This window comes from Ruegeria sp. AF8, assembly GCF_056541825.1.
This window is the reverse complement of the sequence record NZ_JBQFYW010000001.1, coordinates 1,034,916-1,055,815: the sequence shown is the minus strand read 5'-3', so window position 1 is coordinate 1,055,815 and position 20,900 is coordinate 1,034,916. Positions and strand designations below refer to the sequence as shown.

General features: G+C 59.0%; 18 protein-coding genes and 2 tRNA genes. 18 read left to right on the top strand and 2 right to left on the bottom strand.

Features of this window, described 5'->3' with window-relative positions; all coding sequences use genetic code 11:
• The first annotated feature begins 123 nt into the window (after positions 1-123).
• The 14 genes from ACR0AO_RS05340 (at position 124) to ACR0AO_RS05275 (ending at position 13,892) form a co-directional block, all read left to right on the top strand.
• Positions 124-879, top strand: a complete 756-nt coding sequence (locus tag ACR0AO_RS05340) for a porin family protein (RefSeq protein WP_480600740.1) — start codon at positions 124-126, stop codon at positions 877-879.
• Positions 880-969: 90 nt separating this feature from the next.
• Positions 970-1,044: transfer RNA gene (locus ACR0AO_RS05335), tRNA-Asn, on the top strand.
• A gap of 204 nt (positions 1,045-1,248) precedes the next feature.
• Positions 1,249-1,770 (top strand): hypothetical protein, encoded by a 522-nt coding sequence (locus ACR0AO_RS05330; protein ID WP_480600738.1) that lies wholly within the window; start codon positions 1,249-1,251, stop codon positions 1,768-1,770.
• 302 nt (positions 1,771-2,072) lie between these two features.
• On the top strand, positions 2,073-3,101 hold the full coding sequence (locus ACR0AO_RS05325; RefSeq protein WP_480600736.1) for a zinc-binding dehydrogenase: 1,029 nt from the start codon (positions 2,073-2,075) through the stop codon (positions 3,099-3,101).
• A gap of 78 nt (positions 3,102-3,179) precedes the next feature.
• The gene (locus ACR0AO_RS05320) at positions 3,180-4,055 is read left to right on the top strand and encodes a branched-chain amino acid ABC transporter permease (protein WP_480600734.1); all 876 of its coding nucleotides are present in this window, start codon (positions 3,180-3,182) and stop codon (positions 4,053-4,055) included.
• 3 nt (positions 4,056-4,058) lie between these two features.
• On the top strand, positions 4,059-5,156 hold the full coding sequence (locus tag ACR0AO_RS05315; RefSeq protein ID WP_480600731.1) for a branched-chain amino acid ABC transporter permease: 1,098 nt from the start codon (positions 4,059-4,061) through the stop codon (positions 5,154-5,156).
• Positions 5,153-5,917: an ABC transporter ATP-binding protein gene (locus tag ACR0AO_RS05310; protein ID WP_480600729.1), complete on the top strand. Its 765-nt coding sequence runs from the start codon at positions 5,153-5,155 to the stop codon at positions 5,915-5,917. Before ACR0AO_RS05315 ends, ACR0AO_RS05310 begins: the two co-directional genes overlap by 4 nt.
• Complete coding sequence (locus tag ACR0AO_RS05305) at positions 5,914-6,687, top strand: ABC transporter ATP-binding protein (RefSeq protein WP_480600726.1); 774 nt, start codon at positions 5,914-5,916, stop codon at positions 6,685-6,687. Before ACR0AO_RS05310 ends, ACR0AO_RS05305 begins: the two co-directional genes overlap by 4 nt.
• 5 nt (positions 6,688-6,692) lie before the next feature.
• Positions 6,693-8,576 (top strand): AMP-dependent synthetase/ligase, encoded by a 1,884-nt coding sequence (locus tag ACR0AO_RS05300; RefSeq protein ID WP_480600723.1) that lies wholly within the window; start codon positions 6,693-6,695, stop codon positions 8,574-8,576.
• Between the two features lie 33 nt (positions 8,577-8,609).
• The gene (locus ACR0AO_RS05295; protein ID WP_480600720.1) at positions 8,610-9,770 is read left to right on the top strand and encodes an ABC transporter substrate-binding protein; all 1,161 of its coding nucleotides are present in this window, start codon (positions 8,610-8,612) and stop codon (positions 9,768-9,770) included.
• 156 nt (positions 9,771-9,926) lie between these two features.
• The gene (locus ACR0AO_RS05290) at positions 9,927-11,051 is read left to right on the top strand and encodes an ABC transporter permease (protein ID WP_480600718.1); all 1,125 of its coding nucleotides are present in this window, start codon (positions 9,927-9,929) and stop codon (positions 11,049-11,051) included.
• Position 11,052: 1 nt separating this feature from the next.
• Complete coding sequence (locus tag ACR0AO_RS05285; protein WP_480600716.1) at positions 11,053-11,862, top strand: ABC transporter ATP-binding protein; 810 nt, start codon at positions 11,053-11,055, stop codon at positions 11,860-11,862.
• Between the two features lie 9 nt (positions 11,863-11,871).
• Positions 11,872-13,233 carry an MlaD family protein gene (locus tag ACR0AO_RS05280; protein WP_480600713.1) on the top strand — a complete coding sequence of 454 codons (1,362 nt, stop codon included), beginning with the start codon at positions 11,872-11,874 and terminating at the stop codon, positions 13,231-13,233.
• Positions 13,230-13,892, top strand: a complete 663-nt coding sequence (locus ACR0AO_RS05275) for an ABC-type transport auxiliary lipoprotein family protein (RefSeq protein WP_480600710.1) — start codon at positions 13,230-13,232, stop codon at positions 13,890-13,892. Before ACR0AO_RS05280 ends, ACR0AO_RS05275 begins: the two co-directional genes overlap by 4 nt.
• Positions 13,893-14,007: 115 nt before the next feature.
• Here ACR0AO_RS05275 and ACR0AO_RS05270 read toward each other — a convergent pair whose 3' ends face one another.
• Positions 14,008-15,042, bottom strand: a complete 1,035-nt coding sequence (locus ACR0AO_RS05270; RefSeq protein ID WP_480600707.1) for a HupE/UreJ family protein — start codon at positions 15,040-15,042, stop codon at positions 14,008-14,010.
• Entirely contained in the window at positions 15,042-15,863 is an 822-nt protein-coding gene (locus tag ACR0AO_RS05265) for a peptidyl-prolyl cis-trans isomerase (protein WP_480600705.1), read from the bottom strand. The genes ACR0AO_RS05270 and ACR0AO_RS05265 overlap by 1 nt, the downstream gene beginning before the upstream one ends.
• A 562-nt stretch (positions 15,864-16,425) precedes the next feature.
• Here ACR0AO_RS05265 and ACR0AO_RS05260 point away from each other — a divergent pair.
• The 4 genes from ACR0AO_RS05260 to ACR0AO_RS05245 all read left to right on the top strand — a co-directional run bounded on the left by ACR0AO_RS05260 (position 16,426) and on the right by ACR0AO_RS05245 (position 20,851).
• The gene (locus ACR0AO_RS05260; protein ID WP_480600702.1) at positions 16,426-17,385 is read left to right on the top strand and encodes a TAXI family TRAP transporter solute-binding subunit; all 960 of its coding nucleotides are present in this window, start codon (positions 16,426-16,428) and stop codon (positions 17,383-17,385) included.
• 81 nt (positions 17,386-17,466) lie between these two features.
• A complete protein-coding gene (locus ACR0AO_RS05255) occupies positions 17,467-20,088 on the top strand; it encodes a TRAP transporter permease (protein ID WP_480600700.1) in 2,622 nt (873 codons plus the stop codon).
• A gap of 12 nt (positions 20,089-20,100) precedes the next feature.
• Entirely contained in the window at positions 20,101-20,526 is a 426-nt protein-coding gene (locus ACR0AO_RS05250) for a universal stress protein (RefSeq protein WP_480600697.1), read from the top strand.
• A gap of 251 nt (positions 20,527-20,777) precedes the next feature.
• Positions 20,778-20,851: transfer RNA gene (locus ACR0AO_RS05245), tRNA-Gly, on the top strand.
• The last annotated feature ends 49 nt before the right edge of the window (positions 20,852-20,900 follow it).

The following is a 20,900-nucleotide window of genomic DNA, read 5'->3' as shown; positions in this document are numbered from 1 at the left end:
TGACACCAAAACAACATATCGCTTTCTGAATTTGATTGCTGTGTTAGTCTGAGCGGAAATTTCATCGCCGTATCGGCGTGGCTCCGGGTTTTTGGCGGGCCAAACACATTTGAAGGGGACGATATGATGAAATACATGAGCCTTGTCATCACTGGTGCGCTGGCCGCATTCGCCGCGATCTGTTGCCCGAAAAGTTCCGCCGCCCAGAACGGGGAGTGGCGCTACGCGGCTTCAATCTATCTCTTCACGCCCGAAACCAACACCTCTACCGAAACCCCCTTTGGCACGATTGACGCGACCCTGTCCTTCAGCGACGCACTGGACAATCTGGATTTTGCCTTCATGGGCGCATTCAGCGCGTCAAATGGTCGGTGGAGTTTCCTGGCCGATTACATGCTGACCGATATTTCGTTTGGCAATGCAACCTCCGGAAGCGCTTTCGGTGAGCTCAACACATCCGTCAAAACCCAATTCTTCAATGCCTACGCCGCGTATCGCGTATATGAGGATACCAATGTTGCGCTGGACGCGGGCGCGGGGTTCAGATGGTACAGCACCGACACCGTCTTTACCCTGACCCCCGGTACGCTTCCTGGTCGGACTAGCGTCGTGGACGAGGATTGGGTCGATCCACTGATCGCTGTGCGCGCCCGGGTTCAGTTTTCCGACAGATGGTCCGGAACCGGTTTTCTGGATTATGGCGGATTCCGCAGCGGCAGCGAAACCTGGCAGGTCTTGCTGACGGCCGACTATGCGCTTAACGACCGATGGCTTCTTAGAGGCGGATATCGCTATATCGAAGTCGATCACGAGATCAACGGAGCAGACTATACCTTTGATCAATCAGGGCCGATCTTCGGAGCGACCTATCAGTTCTGACACCAAAATCCCGGCAAGAGCGAAACAGGAAAAAAATGTCACGCTGCCACTGGACGCCGAAATCCGGTGTTGCTATACGGCGCGAACCGTTCCGGCGTAGCTCAGCGGTAGAGCAGTTGACTGTTAATCAATTGGTCGTAGGTTCGATCCCTACCGCCGGAGCCAACAGATACGAAAAGGGGTTCGACAGTCTGTGTCGGACCCCTTTTTGCATTTGCCCCTGCGCATGGCGTATTACCGCTCAATTTCTCCTCGAGTTCAGCAAGGAATGGCTCAACATCCGGTAATGACAAGGTTTTCCTGAAACTTCCCCTTTTTCAACGCCAAAATGCAAACCATGTCTGGGGCACATTTTTAGAGGAGAACAGAATGTCCCGTATTCTCGTCATAGCTGTGATACTGGCCGCCGCGGGCGCCAGTGCCTACTATATTCTCACACGGCCCGAACCGACCCCCGCGGAACGTTTGGAAAGCGCCGCGCAGGAGGCCGGCGAAGCTGTCAGCGAAGCGGCAGACGCGGTCACCGAAGCCGCGGGCGAAGCAGCCCAGAACGCGGCGCAGCAGGCAACCGAGGCGGCATCCTCCATTACCGAACAGGCCGCCGAAACCGCCGAACAGGCAACCACCGCCGTGAATACAACAACCGAGGCAGCGAACGAACAGATCGCAGCGCTCGGCGATCAGGGCGAAGCTCTGGTTCAATCCTGGCAGGACAGTGGAATACTGACTCAGGAGGGGTTCGACTACGACAAGATGATGACCGCAATTCAGGCCAGCCCCCTGACCGAGACCATCAAGGCCGAAGCGGCGGTGATTCTTGCCGATATCAGGGCAGCTCCGGAAACATTCGCCGAGAAATTCGAAGAACTGAAACAACTTCTGACCCAATGACGGAAAGGGATTGGCGCGGTCCGCGCCAGTCCCTGTTTCGCGGCCCTGTATTCCGCCACGTCACCATCGGGGAAATTTGACGATTACCGCCGCTACATGATTGGGTTGGGTCATCGATTTGCAGAACCGGACCCGCTTTTGACCCTGCCCTTCACGCCATCGTGCGCCACGCCAAAAATCCACGGCTCTGACGAACCAAGAGCTTATCATGCGTCGCCGCCTGCCGTAGGCGTGCCCCGTGATCTCGGGCACCGGCACCACGGCAGGATGCCCCATCCTGATCAGACCCGAGGACCGTCAGAATGACAAACCTTCCGGAAACCATGTTCGCCATTCTTCAGACGCAGGACGGATTCTCCGGCACCGCAACCGGCCCGGAAATCGATGATGCTTCGGAATGGCTGGCCGGAGCCGAGATCCCTGTACCGGTCCCCGGTCCGGGGCAGGTCTTGATCCGGCTGCGCGCGGCATCGGTCAACCCCTCCGATCTGCACTTCATCAAGGGCGAGTACGGGCAGCCTCGCGTCAAGGGCACCCCGGCGGGGTTCGAAGGGTGCGGTGACGTGGTCGCGACCGGAACCGGGGCCGAGGCTCTGAACGGTCAGCGCGTGACATTTGTTGCCGCCGGCGCAGGCGCCTGGGCCGAATACGTAGTGGCGCAGGCGCAGATGTGTATCCCGCTGCGCCCCGATATCTCGGACGAGGACGGCGCGGCGCAGGTCGTGAACCCCATGACAGCGATGGCGATGGTCGATATAGCCCGCGCCGGTGGCGACGCCTTTGTCCTGTCCGCCGCAACCAGCCAGCTCGGCAAGCTGATGTGCAGCCTGGGTCGGGATCTGGGCCTGAAGCCTATCGCGCTGGTCCGCCGTGCCGAAGCGGCCGAGGCCCTGAAGGGGCTGGGCGCCGAGCAGGTTCTGGTAACCTCAGATACCGAGTTTTCCAAGAAATTCGAAAACCTTTGCAAGAACCTGAAACCGCGCGTGTTTCTGGACGCCGTCTCGGACCAGCTTTCGGAACAGGTCTTTGCCGCGATGCCAAACAATGCCCGCTGGGTGATCTATGGCAAACTCAGCGCCGAATTGCCCCGGCTCACGCAGATGGGGCAGTTCATCTTCATGGGCAAGCGGATCGAAGGGTTCTGGCTGACCCGCTGGATGACGGAAACCCCGCCCGCCGATCAGATGCGGGTTGTGGGCGAAGTGCAGGCGCGCTTTGCCGACGGGCGCTGGAAAACCGATGTTTCGGCCCGCCTGCCCCTGCGCGACGTGGTGGCGGGATTGGCCGATGCCCTGAAAAAGACAGATGGAAAGGTGATGATCACGCCGTAATATCACCATGTCCGGGCGAGGTGAGGAGCGCCCGGTCACAACAACGGACGCCGGGCCTACCGGTGCGGGGAGGAAAATTTGGACAACATGCAGTTGCTGATCAGCGGGCTGGCCAATGGCTGTGTCTATGGTCTGATCGCGCTTGGCTTCGTGCTGATCTACAAGGCGACAGAGGCGGTGAATTTCGCACAGGGCGATTTCATGATGCTGGGCGCGTTCGTCACCATGGGTCTGACCAACACCGAATATATGGGGCTGCCCTTCTGGCTGGCGCTGCCGGTCTCGCTCGTCATCATGGCGGGGCTTGGCTGGCTGCTCGACCGGCTGATCATTCGGCGCATGTTCGGAGAAAGCCAGACTGCCGTCGTGATCCTGACCATTGCACTGGGTTTCGTCATTCGTTTCGTGGCCGGACTGATCTGGGGGCACGAACCGCAGACCCTGCAGAACCCGCTGGCGGGCAAGGAGGTGCGTTTCGGCGGTCTGGTGCTGGGGATGGAGGATGTGGCCGTCATCATCGTCACCATCCTGCTCACCTGGGGGCTGTATGTGTTCTTCAGCCGGACCAAGCTGGGGCTGGCGATGCAGGGCGCATCGCAGAACCAGCTGGCCGCCTATTACATGGGCATTCCGGTCAAACGGGTTCAGGGCCTGATCTGGGCGCTTGCCGGTGCCGTTGCGGGCGTTGCGGGCATCCTGTTCGCTGCCAAGGGCTCGGTCGATCCCAATACGGGTCTTTTGGGCATCAAGGCCTTTGCGGCGGCGGTGATCGGCGGCTTTGGCAGCCTTCCGGGCGCGCTGGCGGGCGGTCTGATCGTCGGCGTCATCGAACCCTTCGCCAGCCGCTACATCGCCGCCGGCTACAGCCAGGTCGCGCCCTATGCCCTGCTTCTGGCGGTGCTGGTCTTCCGCCCGCACGGGCTGTTCTCGCAAGTGCGCGTCAAGAAGGTCTGAGCCATGCGGATCGTGTTCAAAACCAACTACATGCAGGACATCCGCCCGTGGAAGGATGGCCATCAACTTGGCCTCTACCTGATCCTGCTCGGCATCGCCGCCGCCGCCCCGTGGTGGCTGGACGACTTTTATCTGGGCGAGTTGACCAATGTGCTGATCTGGGCCATCGCCGGGCTGGGCCTGATGATCCTGACTGGGCACACCGGACAGGCCAGCCTCGGTCACGCCGCCTTTCTGGCCGTCGGCTGCTATGCCAACGTCATCCTGATCGAGGCGGGAATCCCCTTTCTGATCGCCTTCCCGCTTGCGGGCATCCTGACCGGCATCGCAGGCGCCGTCATCGCCATCCCGGCCCTGCGCCTGCACGGCATCTATCTCGCGATCTTCACGCTGGCCCTGTCGATCCTGATGGACGACATTATCGTTCTCAGCGAACCGCTCACCGGCGGTGTCGCAGGGAAATACATCGGCGGTGTTGAAATCTTCGGCTTTCTCGTCGACCGCTGGGGCACACCGGTGCAGTTCTTTTGGCTGACACTCGCCGTCACCGTTCTGGTGACGCTGGGCTATATCAACCTGCTGCGCGCCCCCCTGGGCCGAAGTTTCATCGCCGTACGTGACAGCGAAGTGTCAGCCCAGGCCATGGGCGTCGATATCGCCCGCACTAAAACCATCTCGTTCGGTCTGTCCTGTGCCGTTACCGGTTGGGCGGGTGCGCTGATGGGGCTTTACGCCGGCGCCTTCAACAACGAAACCTTCAGCGTGGTGATCTCGATCCAGCTTCTGATGATGATCGTGATCGGCGGGCTGGGTTCGATCCACGGCGCATTCTTCGGCGCCATCGTCATCGGGTTTTTGCCGCAGTTCCTGTCGATCTCCAAGGAATATGTCGGCGCCATCATCGGCGGCAACACCGTCGCCATTCCGGGGCTGGAATTCGGCGTCTTCGGCATGATCCTGATTGTCTTCATCCTGTTCGAACCGATGGGCATCTATGGCCGGTGGCTGAAAATCCGCACCTGGTTCGAGCTTTTCCCCTTTTACCGCAAGGACATGTTCCGGCGTCAGAAATCCTATCTCAAGACGGAGCGCCTGAGATGAGCCTGCTGGAACTGGAGAACGTCACCCTGAAATTCGGCGGCCTGACGGCGGTGGACAATCTCTCCTTCTCCGTCGACGAAGGCGAGGTGTTTGCCATTGTCGGCCCCAACGGCGCGGGAAAATCAACCGTTTTCAACCTGATATCCCGTTTTTACGACCCGGCGCACGGCACGATCCGCTTTGACGACCATGACCTGCTGGCAGTCAAACCCTCGGGTGTCGCAGCCTATGGTGTGGCGAGGACATTTCAGAATATCGAACTGTTCGAACACGCCACCGTGTTGCAGAACCTGCTGGTGGGCCGCCACCGCCACCGCAGGACGAACGTGATTTCCGAATTGCTCTTTATGCCTTCCGTCAGGCGGCAGGAGATTGAGAACCGCGAGAAGGTCGAAGAGGTGATCGACTTTCTCGATCTGCAGCCCTATCGCGACAAGATGATCGCGGGCCTGCCTTATGGCGTGCGCAAAGTGGTCGAGGTCGCCCGCGCCCTGGCGACCGAACCGCGCCTCCTGCTGCTGGACGAACCCGCCTCAGGACTCTCGGTCGAGGAAACCGCCGACATGCGCTGGTGGATCGACGATATCCGCCGCCAGATGGGCATCACCGTGCTGATGGTCGAACATGACATGGGGCTGGTCTCGGGTGTCAGCGACCGGGTTTTGGCCATGGCCGATGGCGCGAAACTGGCGCTGGGCACACCAGCGCAGGTGCAATCCCACCCCGCCGTGATCGAAGCCTACTTGGGAAAAGCGTCATGACCGAGGCGATCCTCAAGATTCGCAATGTCGAAAGCTTCTATGGCCCCATCATCGCCATTCGCGGTGTGTCGCTGGATGTGCACGCCGGCCGCATCGTCACGATCCTGGGCGCCAATGGCGCGGGTAAGACCACACTGATGAAAACCGTCTCGGGCGTGATGGACCCGGAAAAGGGCTCCATCACTTTCGAAGGCGAGCAGATACAGGGCCAGGAGCCGCACAAGGTGGTGCAAAAGGGCATTGTGCACGTCCCCGAAGGGCGCGAGGTGTTTCCGCTGCTAACCGTGAACGAAAACCTGAGCCTCGGCGCTTATACCGTTGGCAACAAAGCCCAAATCGAACGCGACCGCGATCTGGTCTTTTCCTATTTCCCGATCCTCAGGGACCGCCGCGATCAGGAGGCGGGAACGCTCTCGGGCGGGCAGCAACAGATGCTGGCCATCGGCCGGGGCCTGATGGCCAATCCCAAGGTCATGCTGCTGGATGAGCCGTCTCTGGGCCTGTCCCCCATTCTGGTGCAGGAGATCTTCGCCATTCTCAAGCGGCTCAATACCGAACAGAACATGACGATGATGCTGGTCGAACAGAACGCCAGCGCGGCGCTTGAATTGGCGCATGACGGCTATGTCATGGAGGTCGGGCGGATCGTCATGGATGGCCCCGCCGGCGAGTTGATGAAATCCGAGGACATCCGGAACTTCTATCTGGGCGTTCGGGAAGAAGGCGCACGCGAAAACCGCCGCTGGAAGCGCAAGAAGACATGGAGGTGACCGGGATGGACGCCACCCCCCTGCCCGCCCAGACCCTGATCAACGGCGTCAGCTTCAACGCCACGCCGGGCCAGCGCCCGGTTCTGGTCGATGGCACCGTCACCATTCCCGAACTATTCCGGAAACGCTGTGCCGAACTCGGGAACCGGACCGCGCATCGCGAAAAGGACTTCGGGATCTGGAAATCCTATTCCTGGGCCGACTATTGGACCCATGCCAGATGGATCGGTCTGGCCTTGCGCAAGCTGGGCCTGCAACGCGGCGATGTCGTGTCGATCCTGTCCGAAGACCGCAAGGAATGGGCCTGGTTCGACATGGGCATTCAGTGCGTCGGCGGCATCACCTCGGGCGTCTACACCACCGATTCCGCCAGCCAGCTTTCACACCTGATCAACGACAGCGGCAGCCGCTTTCTGATCGTTGAAGACGAAGAGCAACTGGACAAGTTCCTGCAGATCGAAGACGACGTTCCGGGCCTGACGCGGGTGGTCGTGCTCGATGACGAGGGCCTGCACGACCTGAATCACCCCCGCTGCATGATGATCGACCGGTTCTATGAAATCGGCCGGCAGGCCGAGCAGGAACAACCCGGCGTATTCGAGGCACAGATCGCCCTGTCCCAACCCGGGGACACCGCCCTGCTCGTCTATACCTCCGGCACCACCGGAAAGCCCAAGGGGGCGATGCTGAGCAACGAAAACGTCATGGCCGCCATCGAGGCCGGCGCGCATCGCCTGCCCTCGTATGACACCGACGAGCAGCTGTGTTTCCTGCCTCTCTGCCATATCCTGGAACGCGACGTATCGATCTATTTCCCGCTGGCCTCCAGGGCCACGGTCAATTTCGCCGAAAGCCCGGAAACGGTCTTTGCCAATCTTCAGGAGGTCTCGCCCCACACCTTCACCGCCGTCCCGCGTGTCTGGGAAAAGATCTATTCCCACGTCCTGATCATGGCGCAGGAGGCGACCCCCATCGGACGCGCCGCGTTTGCCATGTCGCTGAAGGCGGGGATGCGGCGGGCACGTTACCTGATCGAAAACCGGCCCGTCCCCCCGCGCCTTGCCGCGCAATTCTGGCTGTGGGACCGACTGGTATTGCGCAACCTGAGGCGGATGCTGGGCATGGACCGGCTGCGGCGCGGCGGCACGGGGGCGGCCCCGATCTCACCGGAACTGCTGAAATGGTATTGGGCCATCGGGGTACCGCTGCTCGAAGGTTATGGCATGACCGAGACCGCCGGCATCGCCACAATCAATACGCGGGACGAAAACAGGATCGGTACAATCGGCAAAGCCGTACCCGGAATTGATGTACGAATCGCACAGGACGGCGAAATTCAGGTGTACGGTTTGAACACTTTCCAGGGCTACTGGCGCAACAATGAAAAAACCGCCGAAACCTTCACCGCCGACGGCTGGTTGCGCACCGGCGATGTCGGGCGCATGGATGCGGACGGTTTCGTCACCATCACCGGACGCCTGAAAGACATCATCATCACCGCGGGCGGCAAGAACATCACGCCTGCGGAAATCGAAAGCCGCCTGAAATTCAGCCACTATATCTCGGACGCCGTCATCATCGGCGACCGGCGCAAGTATCTGACGGCATTGATAATGATTGATCAGGAGAACGTCGAGAAATACGCTCAGGACCACAGGATACCATTCTCGAACTTCGCCTCTCTTTGCGCTGCGCCGCAAGTTCGCAATCTGATCGAAGAGGAATTAAATACAGTAAATCAAGAGTTTGCGCGCGCAGAACAGATCAAGGATTTCCGTCTGATCGACGTTCTGCTCACTGCCGAAGACGAGGAACTGACCGCAACGATGAAACTGAAACGGAGCTTCGTGGAAAAGAAACACGCACATCTGATCGAAGATATGTATTGATAAAACATGGGATTACCCAAAGGGAGGATAGACATGAGAAAAACGATCATGCGGTTGACCGCTGCCACGGTTGTGTCGGCCGCGGCAACGCTGGCCAGTGCTGAAACCCAGGGCGTCACCGACGAAGAAATCGTCATCGGCTCTGTAAACGACCTCTCCGGCATCTTCGCCGCCGTCGGCGTTCCGGCGGTCAAAGGCGCCAACGTTGTCTTTGACCGGGTCAACGCGGAAGGCGGCGTCCACGGGCGCAAGATCCGCTATGTGGTCGAGGACAACGGATATCAGATGCCGCGCGCGATGCAGGGCTATAACAAGCTTCTGAACCGCGACAAGGTTTTCGCCATGCTGCAAAGTCTGGGCACGCCGATGAACCTTGCGGGCTTCAAGTTGCTTGATCCCAAGGGCATCCCGAATGTCGCGCCGCTTTCGGCGGCCCGTCAGATGCTGCAAGATCCCATGCACAATAAATTCACTTCGTTTTCAAGTTATTACGACCAAAGCCGGATCGGTGTGAAATATCTTGCGGGTGAGTTCGGCGCCGAAAAAGTTTGCACCATGTACCTGCCGACGGACTTTGGAAAGGAAATTCTCGAAGGGTCCATGGCGGGTGCGGAAGAAGCCGGAATCGAATTCGCGGCCGAGACGACGCACAAACCGGACGAGACCGATTTCGTGGGATCGCTCAGCAAACTTAACGAGGCCGGTTGCGATATCGTCACCATCGCATTGGGTGTCCGTCAGGCCATCACGGTTGTCGGCACGGCGAAAAAGATGGGTCTGAACGACATGAAGTTCATGGGCACCGCCGCTAGTTTTCTGACCGTCGTCGCGCAGGTTCCGGGCGGTGTGACCGAAGGGTTCTATGCGGCGGCGTCGTGGCAGGATCTGTGGGCACGCGCGGACGAGCCTGCCCCCAAGGCGTTCATCGAGGAATACAAGGCAGCCACCGGCGAAGATGCAGTGGGCTTTGCCATGCTCGGATATTCAGCTGCCGAGTTGATGGTCAAGGCGCTCGAAGCCGCCGGTCCTGATCTTACCCAGGAAAGTTTCATCGCGGCGATGGAAACACTGGACTATCAGGATGATCTGGTGGGCAATCACATGACCTTTGGCCCAGATGATCACCAGGGGGCGGACTCGGTCTATGTCAATGTGGTCGAGAACGGCGCCTGGAAGAAGATTTACGAAGAATGAAAGGATCAGGGCGCTTTTCGTGGCAAAAGCGCCCTGTCCTTTGGTCCGCATGCAATTGATTTTCGATTGTAATTCAACAACATCAGTTCAGACAAAATGGCTGCGGATCAAACAAAGCGGTTGTCGCCGAAACCGGCAAAGCGCCATAGTCCCGGCATGAACGGCGCATCCCTGACACAGGAAATCTCCGATGGCCGCCTCTTGATCCGGTTCAAGGGGCGGATTCTGACGCCATTTCTGGGGGATCTCGAAAGTCAGCTTGCACCGCCAGGCGCTGATGCCGGCCAGGTCGCACTTGATCTCGCGGCGGTCGAAGCGCTGGACACGGGTGGTGCATGGTTCATCGCGGATCTTCGGAGGCGGTTGGAACGACAAGGTGCAACTGTCGTCCTTCAGGGCGCATCACAGGCGCAGAGCGCGCTGATTGCGACCGTGGCGCAAAGCCTGACCGATGAACAGTTTTCCGAGAAACCCCCACGCGGGTTCCTTCCCTGGGTCGGCCGCATCGGTGAAGGCACCGTCAATGCGTGGAAAGATTCACTGTCGATACTGAACTTTTTGGGGCTGACCCTGCACAGGTTGGCGCGCTCGCTGCTGATGCCCTGGCGGCTGCGGGCGGCGCCTCTGGTGACACAGATGGAGGAAACGGGGCTCAAGGCGGTCCCTATCGTTGCGCTGATGGGGTTTCTGATCGGCGTGGTTCTGGCTTTTCAGGGGGCCACCCAGCTCAAACAGTTCGGGGCCGAAGTGTTTGTGGTGGAACTCATCTCGATTTCGATCCTGCGCGAGCTGGGTATTCTGCTGACCGCGATCATTGTCGCGGGTCGGTCGGGATCGGCGTTCACCGCCTCGATCGGCTCGATGAAAGTGCAGGAGGAGATCGATGCAATGCGCACCATCGGTCTGGACCCGATCGAAGTTCTGGTGGTTCCCAGAACGCTTGCCTTGCTGATCGTGCTGCCGATCCTCGGGTTCATCGCCGATATCTCGGGTCTGATCGGCGGCGCGTTGATGAGTTGGATCGATCTTGGCGTAAGCCCCGGCATGTTCGTGACGCGCCTCAAGGACAATACCGATGTCTGGCATTTGGCAGTCGGGCTGATCAAGGCACCGTTTTTTGCCCTTGCCATCGGAGTCATCGCCTGCTGGCAGGCGACACAGGTCGAGGGATCGGCGGAAAGCGTCGGTCGCAGGACCACGGCGTCAGTGGTTCAGTCGATCTTTATAGTCATCGCGCTGGACGCGCTGTTTTCGATCTTTTTCTCGGAAGTGGGGGTCTGACATGGCTGACGGACCGAACCGGGATACTACGACGCCAACTCGTGATGCCGTCATTCGCGTGCGCGGTTTGGACAACCGGTTCGGGCCGCAGGTCGTTCACGACAATCTGGACCTCGATGTCTGGCGCGGCGAGGTGCTTGGGGTCGTCGGAGGCTCGGGTACCGGCAAATCGGTTCTGTTGCGTACCATCGTCGGATTGAACAGGCCCGCCGCCGGGTCGATCGAGGTTCTGGGTGTGGACGTTCTGAACGGGCCCGAGGCCGATCGCCTTCGGATCGAGCAAAGCTGGGGTGTGGCGTTTCAGGACGGCGCCCTGTTTTCCTCGCTCACGGTGCTGCAGAACGTAATGGCCCCGATGCGCGAACATCTCAATCTCAGTGAACGTCTGATGAAGGCGCTTGGACAACTGAAAATCAGCCTTGTCGGCCTGCCGTTGCTGAGCTGCGGAAAATACCCCTCCGAGCTGTCCGGCGGCATGCGCAAGCGCGCCGCACTTGCCCGGGCGCTGGCGCTGGATCCCGAGATCGTGTTTCTGGACGAACCGACCGCCGGGCTCGACCCGATTGGTGCGGCAGCCTATGACGATCTGATCGGCGAGCTGCAAAACGCGCTTGGGTTGACAGTTTTCATGGTGACCCATGACCTCGACAGCCTCTATGCGATTTGCGACCGCGTTGCGGTACTTGCGGAAAAACGTGTCTTGGTTGAGGGTCCAATTGAAGACATGACATCGGTGGATCACCCATGGGTACGGGAATATTTCACCGGTCCACGCGCCAGAGCGGCGCAAAACAGAGAGCGGGACAGTTAGGAACGGCGCATGGAAACCAAGGCCAACTATATCCTGATAGGTGCCTTCACGCTGGCGGGGATTCTGGGCGCGTTTGGCTTCCTGTTATGGCTCGCCAAGGTCGAGGTGAACCGCCAATACGCCTATTACGACATCCTGTTCAACGATGTCTCGGGTCTGGCGACGGCGTCCAGCGTGCGTTATAACGGCCTGCCCGTGGGTCAGGTCATTTCGCTGAACCTGGATGACGACGACCCGTCCAAGGTACGGGTAAAGATCGAAATCGACGCCGACACACCGGTCAAGACGGATACGATCGCCGAGTTGCAGGCCCTGGGCGTCACCGGGGTCAGTTATGTCGCATTGTCGGGCGGATCACCCAATGCGGCGCGGCTACCGTCAGGCGGAACCATCCAAAGCCGCCGCAGTGCCCTGCAATCGATCTTCGAGGGAGCGCCGGAGTTGATGAGCAAGGCCATTTCGCTGCTCGAAGACCTGCAGGCCATCGTGAATGAAGATAACCGGGCCGCGGTCTCGAAACTCCTCGAAAATCTGTCCTCTGCGTCCGGGCGGCTGGATCAGGCGTTGTCTGATTTCGAAACGCTTTCCAAGGATCTGGGCGGTGCGTCGCGCGAAATAGCGGCCTTTACCGACAAGCTGGAGCAGCTTTCGGATACGGCTGAAACCACGCTCACCACCGCCACCACGGTTTTGAAGGACACGCGGGATGCGGCTGTCGCCACGCTGGACACGGCAAAGCAGACATTCGCAACCGCAGACAGTGTGATGAAAAACGAAGTGACAGAGTTCGTCAGAAAAGGTACCGAAGTGGCCGAAACCATCAATCGCGTGGTCGCCGAGGTTGGCACCGATGTGACCAAAGTGACGGCACGCCTGAACGCGCTGTCCGAAGAGGGCAGCGTCGCGCTTGCGGTCGTAACCGAGACATTCGCCAACGCCAATGTGACGCTGTCGGACATCAGCGGGACGATGAAAAGCGCCGAGACCACGCTTTCGTCCGCCAATGAAACATTCGTTTCGGTGAACAGGGTCGTGAACGAGGATGTCGACCAGATCGTATCGGACCTGCGCGGTGCCATCGATACGTTCAAGTCCACAGTCGATAATGTGGCAGGCAATGTCGACCGGATCGCCGACAATGTTCTCAGCGCATCGCAATCCGCCTCCGATCTGGTCGGGACGGTCGATGGAATCGTAAAGCAGAACCGCAGGCAGGTCTCGGATTTCATGCGCGTGGGGCTGCCTCAGCTGCAACGCTTTGTCGAGGAATCCCGCCGTCTCGTGGTCAATCTTGACCGCCTTGTCGACCGCATCGAACGCGACCCGGCGCGCTTTCTTCTTGGCACTCAGGCTTCGGAGTTCCGTCAATGACACGACTTGATTTTCTGGCTGTCCTGTTCGGCACCGCTTTTCTCGGCGGTTGCGCGGGACTGGGGACGCTCAAAAAGGCGGCGGAACCGAACGATCTGTACGTTCTGACCCCGAAAAGCACGTTTTCCTCTTCGCTTCCCCGGATCAGCGAACAAATTGTGGTCGAGGAACCAACGGCGACTGCCGCCGTCGATACCGATCAGATCGCGGTGCAGCCCACCCCGCTTCAGGTTCAGTACCTGCCGCGTGCCCGCTGGGTCGACCGCGCGCCGGTTTTGGTACAGGCGTTGCTGATCGAAAGTTATGAAAATACCGGCAAAGTCGCGGCCGTCGGCCGGTCTGCGGTGGGCTTGCGGGCCGACTATTTGATTGTCCCGGAACTGCGGGAGTTCCAGGCCTATGCCATTGGCGGCGAGGAACAGACAAAATCGCTGCGCGTCGATGTCAGGCTGAACATCAAGATCATCGACACATTCGAAGACCATATCATCGGATCAAACTCGTTCGAAGAATTGGTGGTTTCCGCCTCTGACAAAGCGCCCGATCTAGCGGAGGCGTTCGACGAAGCCCTGGGCGATGCGATGCGCGATGCGGTCGAATGGAGTATTCGCAAGATCCGAACCCATACCGCACAAAATCCCAAACCGGATCTGCTGTGACCGCAGGCCGAGCGATTGGATTTTGCGTAGTACTACAATCGCCTCAATGGGTATGAATTGACCTGCGATGTTGCCGGCCAAGTCTACGGTTGGGCGCCTGTTCGCATGATCTTTCTCAGCCCGCAAAACCGCTTATGCGCTCGATGGTCCAGTACGCCGCAACCGATCCAATTCCATAGGCAACCAGCACATTGGCCGTGGAACCCGGCGTGCGAATGCCGGACATGACCTTTGGCAACGCAAGCCGGGTCACCGCCGCCGCCGACAACATCACCGCAACAAACATAAGCTGGCCTGCCTCGACCCCGAGATTGAACGACAAGAGCGCGATCCAGATATCCGATTGCGGCACGCCTATTTCCCGCAGGGCGCTGGCAAAACCCAGCCCGTGCAGCAGGCCGAACGCAAAAGCGACAAGCCAGGGTCTGGTTTTGCTCAGCCGTGGTTTACCGTCGCGGCTGTGCACAATCTCCGAGGCGAGAAATACGATGGACAGGGCGATGACCGCTTCGACGGGAGGGATCGGCAGAGTTATCCAGCCCAATGTCGCGGCCCCCAGCGTGATGCTGTGCGCAATCGTGAACGAGGTAATGGCCCAGATCAACTGACGCCAATCCACCACCAGCAGCATGAGCGCCAATACGAACAGAAGATGATCGATCCCGCCCGCGATATGATCGAGACCAAGCCAGAAATAGCTGGCCAATACAGCCCAGGTGCTCGGAACGGCGGGAAGGATGGTACTGGTCGCGTCGGGGGTCAGCCGAATGCTGGTCGCGCTCGCCTCCAGTTCCGGAATATAGCGGATCAGTACATCGGTCGCAGTTGCCTCAAGCCCCTCTATGACCAATGGTCCCGAGGTCATGCCGGACGGGCATCGGGCAAGCCAGCTTGACACGAACGCGCGGCCATCAAATCGAAACGAGTCCGGACGGCGCTGCGTACAGCCATCAGGCAGCACAAGTTCGATCCCCATCGGGGCGCCCTTTACCTGTGGAACCCGCCACGTGACGCGCCAGGATTCCGAACTCTCGGGACGAATTTCAGCAAAACCCGGTTCCAACGCGTGCGCATTGGCCGCCGTTGGCAACATCAGCCCGCCCAATACCGAAAGCGCAAGCGCCAGGATCCAGGCTACGACGGGACGCATCAGTTCAGAACCTCTTTCGGGTCCGGCCGCGCGATCACATATCTTTCTCGCAGCGCCTGGAAGAACGCGAGCCTGAGTTCAGCGGCCTGCGCGGACCGCCACATCAGTTCGACACGGTCACGCACGTTTTCGAATGGCGGTACGACGCCGGGCTCAACGGTTTCCAGATATACCACATGAGCGCCGTAACTAGACGAAACCGGGCCGGTCCACGATCCTGGTTCCAGTTTGGATATCTGATCGAAAAACCCATCTCCGAAAGTTCCGTCCACACCCTGCCTGATGGCCAAGGTCATGGTCGCCGACAGCAGCGTTGCGACCCCGAGTTCTTCGGGGGGCGTGCCAGCGTCGAGCGCATCCAGGACCAAAGGCGTGGCCCCTTCGCCACCCTTCAGGAATATCTGGCGAAAGCTGATGCGCGGCGGCTGAGCAAATTCCTGAGCGTTGTCCCGATAAAACTGGCGCAGGGCGGATTCATCGGTCACTGCGGCTTCGGCCCCGGCCTCGCTCAGAAACTCCATCTTTTGCGACAGCCTGCGACGAACAACGGCATCGCCCTGATCCAACCCCAAAGCCAAGGCCTCGCGGACATACATTTCCTCTCGCACGAACTCATCAAGGAGTTTGTCCAGTTCTTCCGGTGAAGGCGGGCGTTTCCATGTCGCCTGAAACTGACCCGCCAACCATCGTGCGTCCTGCACCGAGACCGTGATTTCGTTGACCTTCCCTTGCGCGGGCTCGTCATTCCAGAGCGAAAACAAGGCAAACAACGCAACGCCGGCCAGAAAAAAATGGACCAGGGGTTCCCTGAAAAGTTTCATCAGCATCTCTTCCTACCGGAATGGTTTTTTCCAGCATCTGTGGCAAGAAAATCATCACTCTTTTCTGACGTCATCCGCCCGGAAACTCCATCAAAAAACTCAACCTGAAACGCAGAGTGCCACCGAATTTCGGCCAATTTGATACGATAAAGGCATTTCGCGAGTGGGCCAGATCAGCGCGTGAAATTGCGTAATGCACAATCCCCGACACATTTCGCTTGTGACGACGCGTCAGGCGGTCATTGGTCTTCATGGCCAGATCGAAAGCACAGATTCCGGCCATGTGGCCCGGATTACATGCCGGACATCGAACGCTGTTGGCGCGGTGAGACCAAACAAGTGATCAGTGCCTCTCTTTGAGACCGGGTTAGGCACCTGCGTGTCCGACAAGGGCACCAAACCGCTCGCAAAACTTCACTACATTCAAGTTTTCGCACCTAAAAAACTCTAACTTTACGGTATCCTACACAGCGACCTTGCCAGATCGGCTTGTACCCGCTCTACTGTCAATGCCACTAATTCCGGCGAACAACGAGAAATTTAAAAACAGGGAGTGTGTAATATGAGAAATCTCGTATTTGGAGCCGCCGCAGCTTTGGGAATGTCCGCAGGTGCGGTTTCCGCGCAGGAGTTCATCTCGATCGGGACCGGCGGTGTGACAGGCGTCTACTATCCTACGGGTGGCGCGATCTGCCGCCTGGTGAACAAGTCGCGAAAAGAGCACGGCATCCGTTGCGCCGTGGAATCCACCGGCGGCTCGGTCTATAACATCAACACCATCAAGGCGGGCGAGCTTGAGTTCGGCGTCGCCCAGTCCGACTGGCAGTACCACGCCTTTAACGGCACCTCGAAATTCGAAGGCGACGCCGCCTTTCCCGGCATCCGCGCCGTCTTTTCGGTACACCCTGAACCATTCACGCTGTTGGTGCGCGCCGATAGCGGTATTGACAGCTTCGAGGGTCTGAAGGGCAAACGCGTCAATGTCGGCAATCCCGGATCGGGCCAGCGCGCCACCATGGAGGTTGTCATGGATGCTTTTGGCATCGGTATGGACGATTTCGCTCTGGCAACCGAATATAAGGGTTCGGAAATGGCCAAGCAGATCTGCGACGGCAATATCGACGCGATGATCTATACCATCGGGCACCCGGCGGCCGCTATCAAGGAAGCGACCACGACCTGCGACGTGAAACTCGTCAATGTTGCGGGTGAGCCGATCGACAAACTTGTGGGCGACAACCCCTATTACCGCGTCGCCACGATCCCCGGAGGCATGTATGCCGGCAACGATCAGGACACGACAACCTTTGGGGTGGGTGCGACTTTCGTGACTTCAGCCGATGTGTCCGATGACGTGGTCTATATCGTGGCCAAGTCGGTGATGGAAAACATCGACGATTTCCGTCAACTGCACCCGGCTTTTGCCAATCTCGAGCCGGCGGAAATGGTCAAGGATGGCCTCAGCGCACCGCTGCATCCAGGGGCCGAACGAGCCTATCAGGAACTCGGCTTGGGACAATAAGGCCCTGACATTTTACAAAAAAGATGCGCCCGGCAGCGGGCGCATGCCCATTTGGCAAACTGCCGTGGACAGGGGGACGACATGACTGACCAGACGCAACCCGAACGCAGCGCCGACGATATGGTGGCCGAGGCCGACACCGGGGCCAGAAACCCGGCCGGCTGGCAGGGACAACTGATCATCGGAACCTGCATCGTCTGGTCGCTCTTTCAGCTTTACATCGCATCGAAACTGCCAGGGATCGTCGCTCAGGCGACCGGTGCTTCGATCTTTGCCAACATCGTGGCACAGGCGCGCTTTGTACACCTGGCCTTTGCCATCATGCTGGCGACGCTGGCATTTCCGCTTTTCAAATCGTCGCCCCGAGACCGCATACCTGTTTATGACTGGATCTTGTTGATTCTTGGTGTCGGAGCCTGTCTTTATCTGGTGGTCTTCCGGTTCCAGATCGCCGACCGGCCTGGCCTTTGGACCCCGACAGACGTGGCGGTATCGGCCACAGGCATGATTGTCCTGATGGTGGCCGTCTATCGTTCGCTCGGATTGCCGCTGGTCGTGATCGCGAGCTGTTTCATTCTGTTTGCCTTTTTCGGCGGGTACTCGGAATGGGCCCGCAATATCACCAACTATGGAGGCGCCTCGCTGTCCAAGGCCCTTGGGCATTACTGGATGCAGACCGAGGGTGTATTCGGCGTGGCGCTTGGCGTTTCCACCGCGATGATTTTCCTGTTTGTCCTGTTCGGTGCGATCCTTGACCGCGCCGGTGGCGGCAACTGGTTTATCAAGGTCGCCATCGCCATGCTGGGTGCGCTCAGGGGCGGGCCTGCCAAGGCGTCGGTTCTGTCTTCGATGATGACAGGCATGATCTCGGGTTCCTCGATCGCCAACACGGTGACCACCGGCACATTCACCATTCCACTGATGAAACGGATCGGCTTTCCCGCCGAAAAGGCCGGCGCGGTCGAGGTCGCCTCTTCCACCAACGGCCAGCTGACACCGCCTGTGATGGGGGCTGCGGCCTTTCTGATGGTGGAATATGTCAACATTCCCTATATCGACGTGGTCAAGCACGCCTTTCTGCCTGCGGTCATCAGCTATATCGCGCTGCTTTATATCGTGCATCTCGAAAGTCTGAAGATGGGGCTTGAGGGGCTCAAGAAAGAAGGCCGTAAGATCAATGTTCTGATGATCCTGATCCTGTTTCTGTCAGGTTTCATCTTCCTGGGCATCTGCACGTTTATCATGATCGGGGTCCGTGCCCTGCTGGATCCGATCATGACGGACAGCGTCTATGGCGCCGTGGCCATTGTTGGCGTTCTGTATCTGGCCCTGTTGTATGTCTCGTCCCGTTACCCGGATATCGAGATAGACGACCCGAACGCGCCCGTTCCCGCCGCGCCACGCCTTACACCCACGTTGGTTGGCGGCGCCTATTTTGCTCTGCCGATCTTCATCCTGATCTGGAACCTCATGGTGCGCACCGAAAACCTCGACCGGCTTTCACCGGCCCTTTCAGCCTTCTGGGCCACGGTTTTCATGATCATCATCGCCGTGACCCATCGCCCGATCAAAGCGTTTTTCCGGGGGCACGACTTTTCAAGTGAAACATTTCACGGATGGCAGGACTTTGTTCAGGGCCTGATCCTTGGCGCACGCAACATGATCGGGATCGGTGTCGCGACCGGTGCGGCCGGCATCATCGTCGGCACAATCTCTCTGACCGGGGCGCACCAGGTCATCGGCCAGGTGATCGAGGTCATCTCGGGCGGCAATCTGATGATACTGCTGGTGCTGGTCGCGGTTCTGTCGCTGATCCTTGGTATGGGGCTTCCGACCACGGCCAACTACATTGTGGTCTCGTCACTGATGGCCCCGGTCATCGTTACGGTTGGTGCTCAGTCGGGCTTGATCGTGCCGCTGATCGCGGTGCATATGTTTGTGTTCTATTTCGGCATCCTTGCGGATGATACGCCCCCTGTGGGGCTGGCGGCTTATGCGGCGGCGGCCATATCGCGCGGTGATCCGATCAAGACGGGCATCCAGGGCTTTGCCTATGACATCCGCACCGCGCTTTTGCCGTTCCTCTTCATCTTCAACACCGATCTGTTACTGATTGACGTGGGCCTCGCCAAGGCGGTGCTGGTGTTTTTCGTTGCCCTTCTGGCCATGTTGCTCTTTGCTGCCGCCACTCAGGGATATTTCGTGGCCAAGTCGAGGAAATGGGAAAGCGCGGTATTGCTGTTCATCGCATTCCTGCTGTTCCGGCCCGGCTTCTTCCTGGATCAGGTCAGCGAACGCTATGCCAGCGCCGAAGGGCCTGCGGCGATCACTCTGATGTCCGGCGCAAGCGAAGGCAAGGACATTCGCATTACGATTGCCGGTCCGGATTTCGACGATGCCGAGGTGCGTCCGACGACGATTGTGATCCCCGCGGTCGCAGGTGACGCTGAAGCCGCGTTGTCGGCTCAGGGACTGACTTTTACCCAGGCCGATGACGCTTTGTTGCTGGAAGAACCGTTCGGCGGGCCCTTTGGGTCACTCAGCATCGATTATGATTTTTACGGCGACACTCCGGTGCATCTGGTGAGGGCGGAAGTCGAAAATGATCGGATGCCGAAAGAGATCTTCTTTATTCCCGCCCTACTGTTGCTTGCGGGTATCGTGATGATCCAGCGGCCCCGCGCCACACAGCCCGCGTTCTGAGGGAGAAGCGCCATGTTCAAGACCTTATTGGTAGCCGTCGATGTAAGCGACCCGCAGGGCGCAATCCGGAGCGCCGAAGCGGCGGTCAATATGGCTCGGGCCGAGGGGGCGACGCTGCATGTTCTGAATGTCGTCCCCGATAGCGGCATGGCCATCGTGGGCGCGATGCTTGGGCCGGACCATTCGCAAAAGATGGCCAATCAGGCAAAAGCCGAACTGGAGTCCTGGGCCAAGGGCACGATCCCTGCGGATATCGATGCGCGCTTGCACATCTCGCATGGCACGATCTATGACCAGATCATCAGAACCGCCAATGAGGTCGGCGCCGACGCGATTTTCGTGGGCGCGCATCGACCGGAACTGCAGGACTACCTGATCGGCCCCAACTCTGCCCGGGTTGCCCGCCATGCACAGCAATCCGTTTTTGTGATCCGGTGAGGGCGCAAAGCAGGTTTCTTATCACGTGTTGAGAAACTGCGGGTTTGCACGGCCTTTTCCGTTCAACACAAAGCTTCAAGACGGGACCATGGACGACACCTTGCTTGCGCAGAGCAAAAGCGATCACTAGGCAAGATGATCAAATGCGTCCCCAAGATTTCTGGAGCGAGCTTGGATATTTCGCGGAAATCGGCACATGTGGGGCAACATGCACTTGTTCACGAGTATGGTGCGGGATACAAGTTCGATATGCGGGTGTAGCTCAATGGTAGAGCAGTAGCTTCCCAAGCTAACGACGAGGGTTCGATTCCCTTCACCCGCTCCAACTAACTTTGGTATTTTATCTCTAATTTTCAGCGTGCTGCCGTCAATTC

Coding starts and splice junctions, on each gene's coding strand:
- ACR0AO_RS05250 (WP_480600697.1), top strand. CDS start 20,101: ATGTTCAAGACCTTATTGGTAGCCGTCGATGTAAGCGACCCGCAGGGC.
- ACR0AO_RS05290 (WP_480600718.1), top strand. CDS start 9,927: ATGAACGGCGCATCCCTGACACAGGAAATCTCCGATGGCCGCCTCTTG.
- ACR0AO_RS05325 (WP_480600736.1), top strand. CDS start 2,073: ATGACAAACCTTCCGGAAACCATGTTCGCCATTCTTCAGACGCAGGAC.
- ACR0AO_RS05305 (WP_480600726.1), top strand. CDS start 5,914: ATGACCGAGGCGATCCTCAAGATTCGCAATGTCGAAAGCTTCTATGGC.
- ACR0AO_RS05255 (WP_480600700.1), top strand. CDS start 17,467: ATGACTGACCAGACGCAACCCGAACGCAGCGCCGACGATATGGTGGCC.
- ACR0AO_RS05260 (WP_480600702.1), top strand. CDS start 16,426: ATGAGAAATCTCGTATTTGGAGCCGCCGCAGCTTTGGGAATGTCCGCA.
- ACR0AO_RS05270 (WP_480600707.1), bottom strand. CDS start 15,042: ATGCGTCCCGTCGTAGCCTGGATCCTGGCGCTTGCGCTTTCGGTATTG.
- ACR0AO_RS05315 (WP_480600731.1), top strand. CDS start 4,059: ATGCGGATCGTGTTCAAAACCAACTACATGCAGGACATCCGCCCGTGG.
- ACR0AO_RS05285 (WP_480600716.1), top strand. CDS start 11,053: ATGGCTGACGGACCGAACCGGGATACTACGACGCCAACTCGTGATGCC.
- ACR0AO_RS05340 (WP_480600740.1), top strand. CDS start 124: ATGATGAAATACATGAGCCTTGTCATCACTGGTGCGCTGGCCGCATTC.
- ACR0AO_RS05300 (WP_480600723.1), top strand. CDS start 6,693: ATGGACGCCACCCCCCTGCCCGCCCAGACCCTGATCAACGGCGTCAGC.
- ACR0AO_RS05310 (WP_480600729.1), top strand. CDS start 5,153: ATGAGCCTGCTGGAACTGGAGAACGTCACCCTGAAATTCGGCGGCCTG.
- ACR0AO_RS05275 (WP_480600710.1), top strand. CDS start 13,230: ATGACACGACTTGATTTTCTGGCTGTCCTGTTCGGCACCGCTTTTCTC.
- ACR0AO_RS05280 (WP_480600713.1), top strand. CDS start 11,872: ATGGAAACCAAGGCCAACTATATCCTGATAGGTGCCTTCACGCTGGCG.
- ACR0AO_RS05330 (WP_480600738.1), top strand. CDS start 1,249: ATGTCCCGTATTCTCGTCATAGCTGTGATACTGGCCGCCGCGGGCGCC.
- ACR0AO_RS05295 (WP_480600720.1), top strand. CDS start 8,610: ATGAGAAAAACGATCATGCGGTTGACCGCTGCCACGGTTGTGTCGGCC.
- ACR0AO_RS05265 (WP_480600705.1), bottom strand. CDS start 15,863: ATGAAACTTTTCAGGGAACCCCTGGTCCATTTTTTTCTGGCCGGCGTT.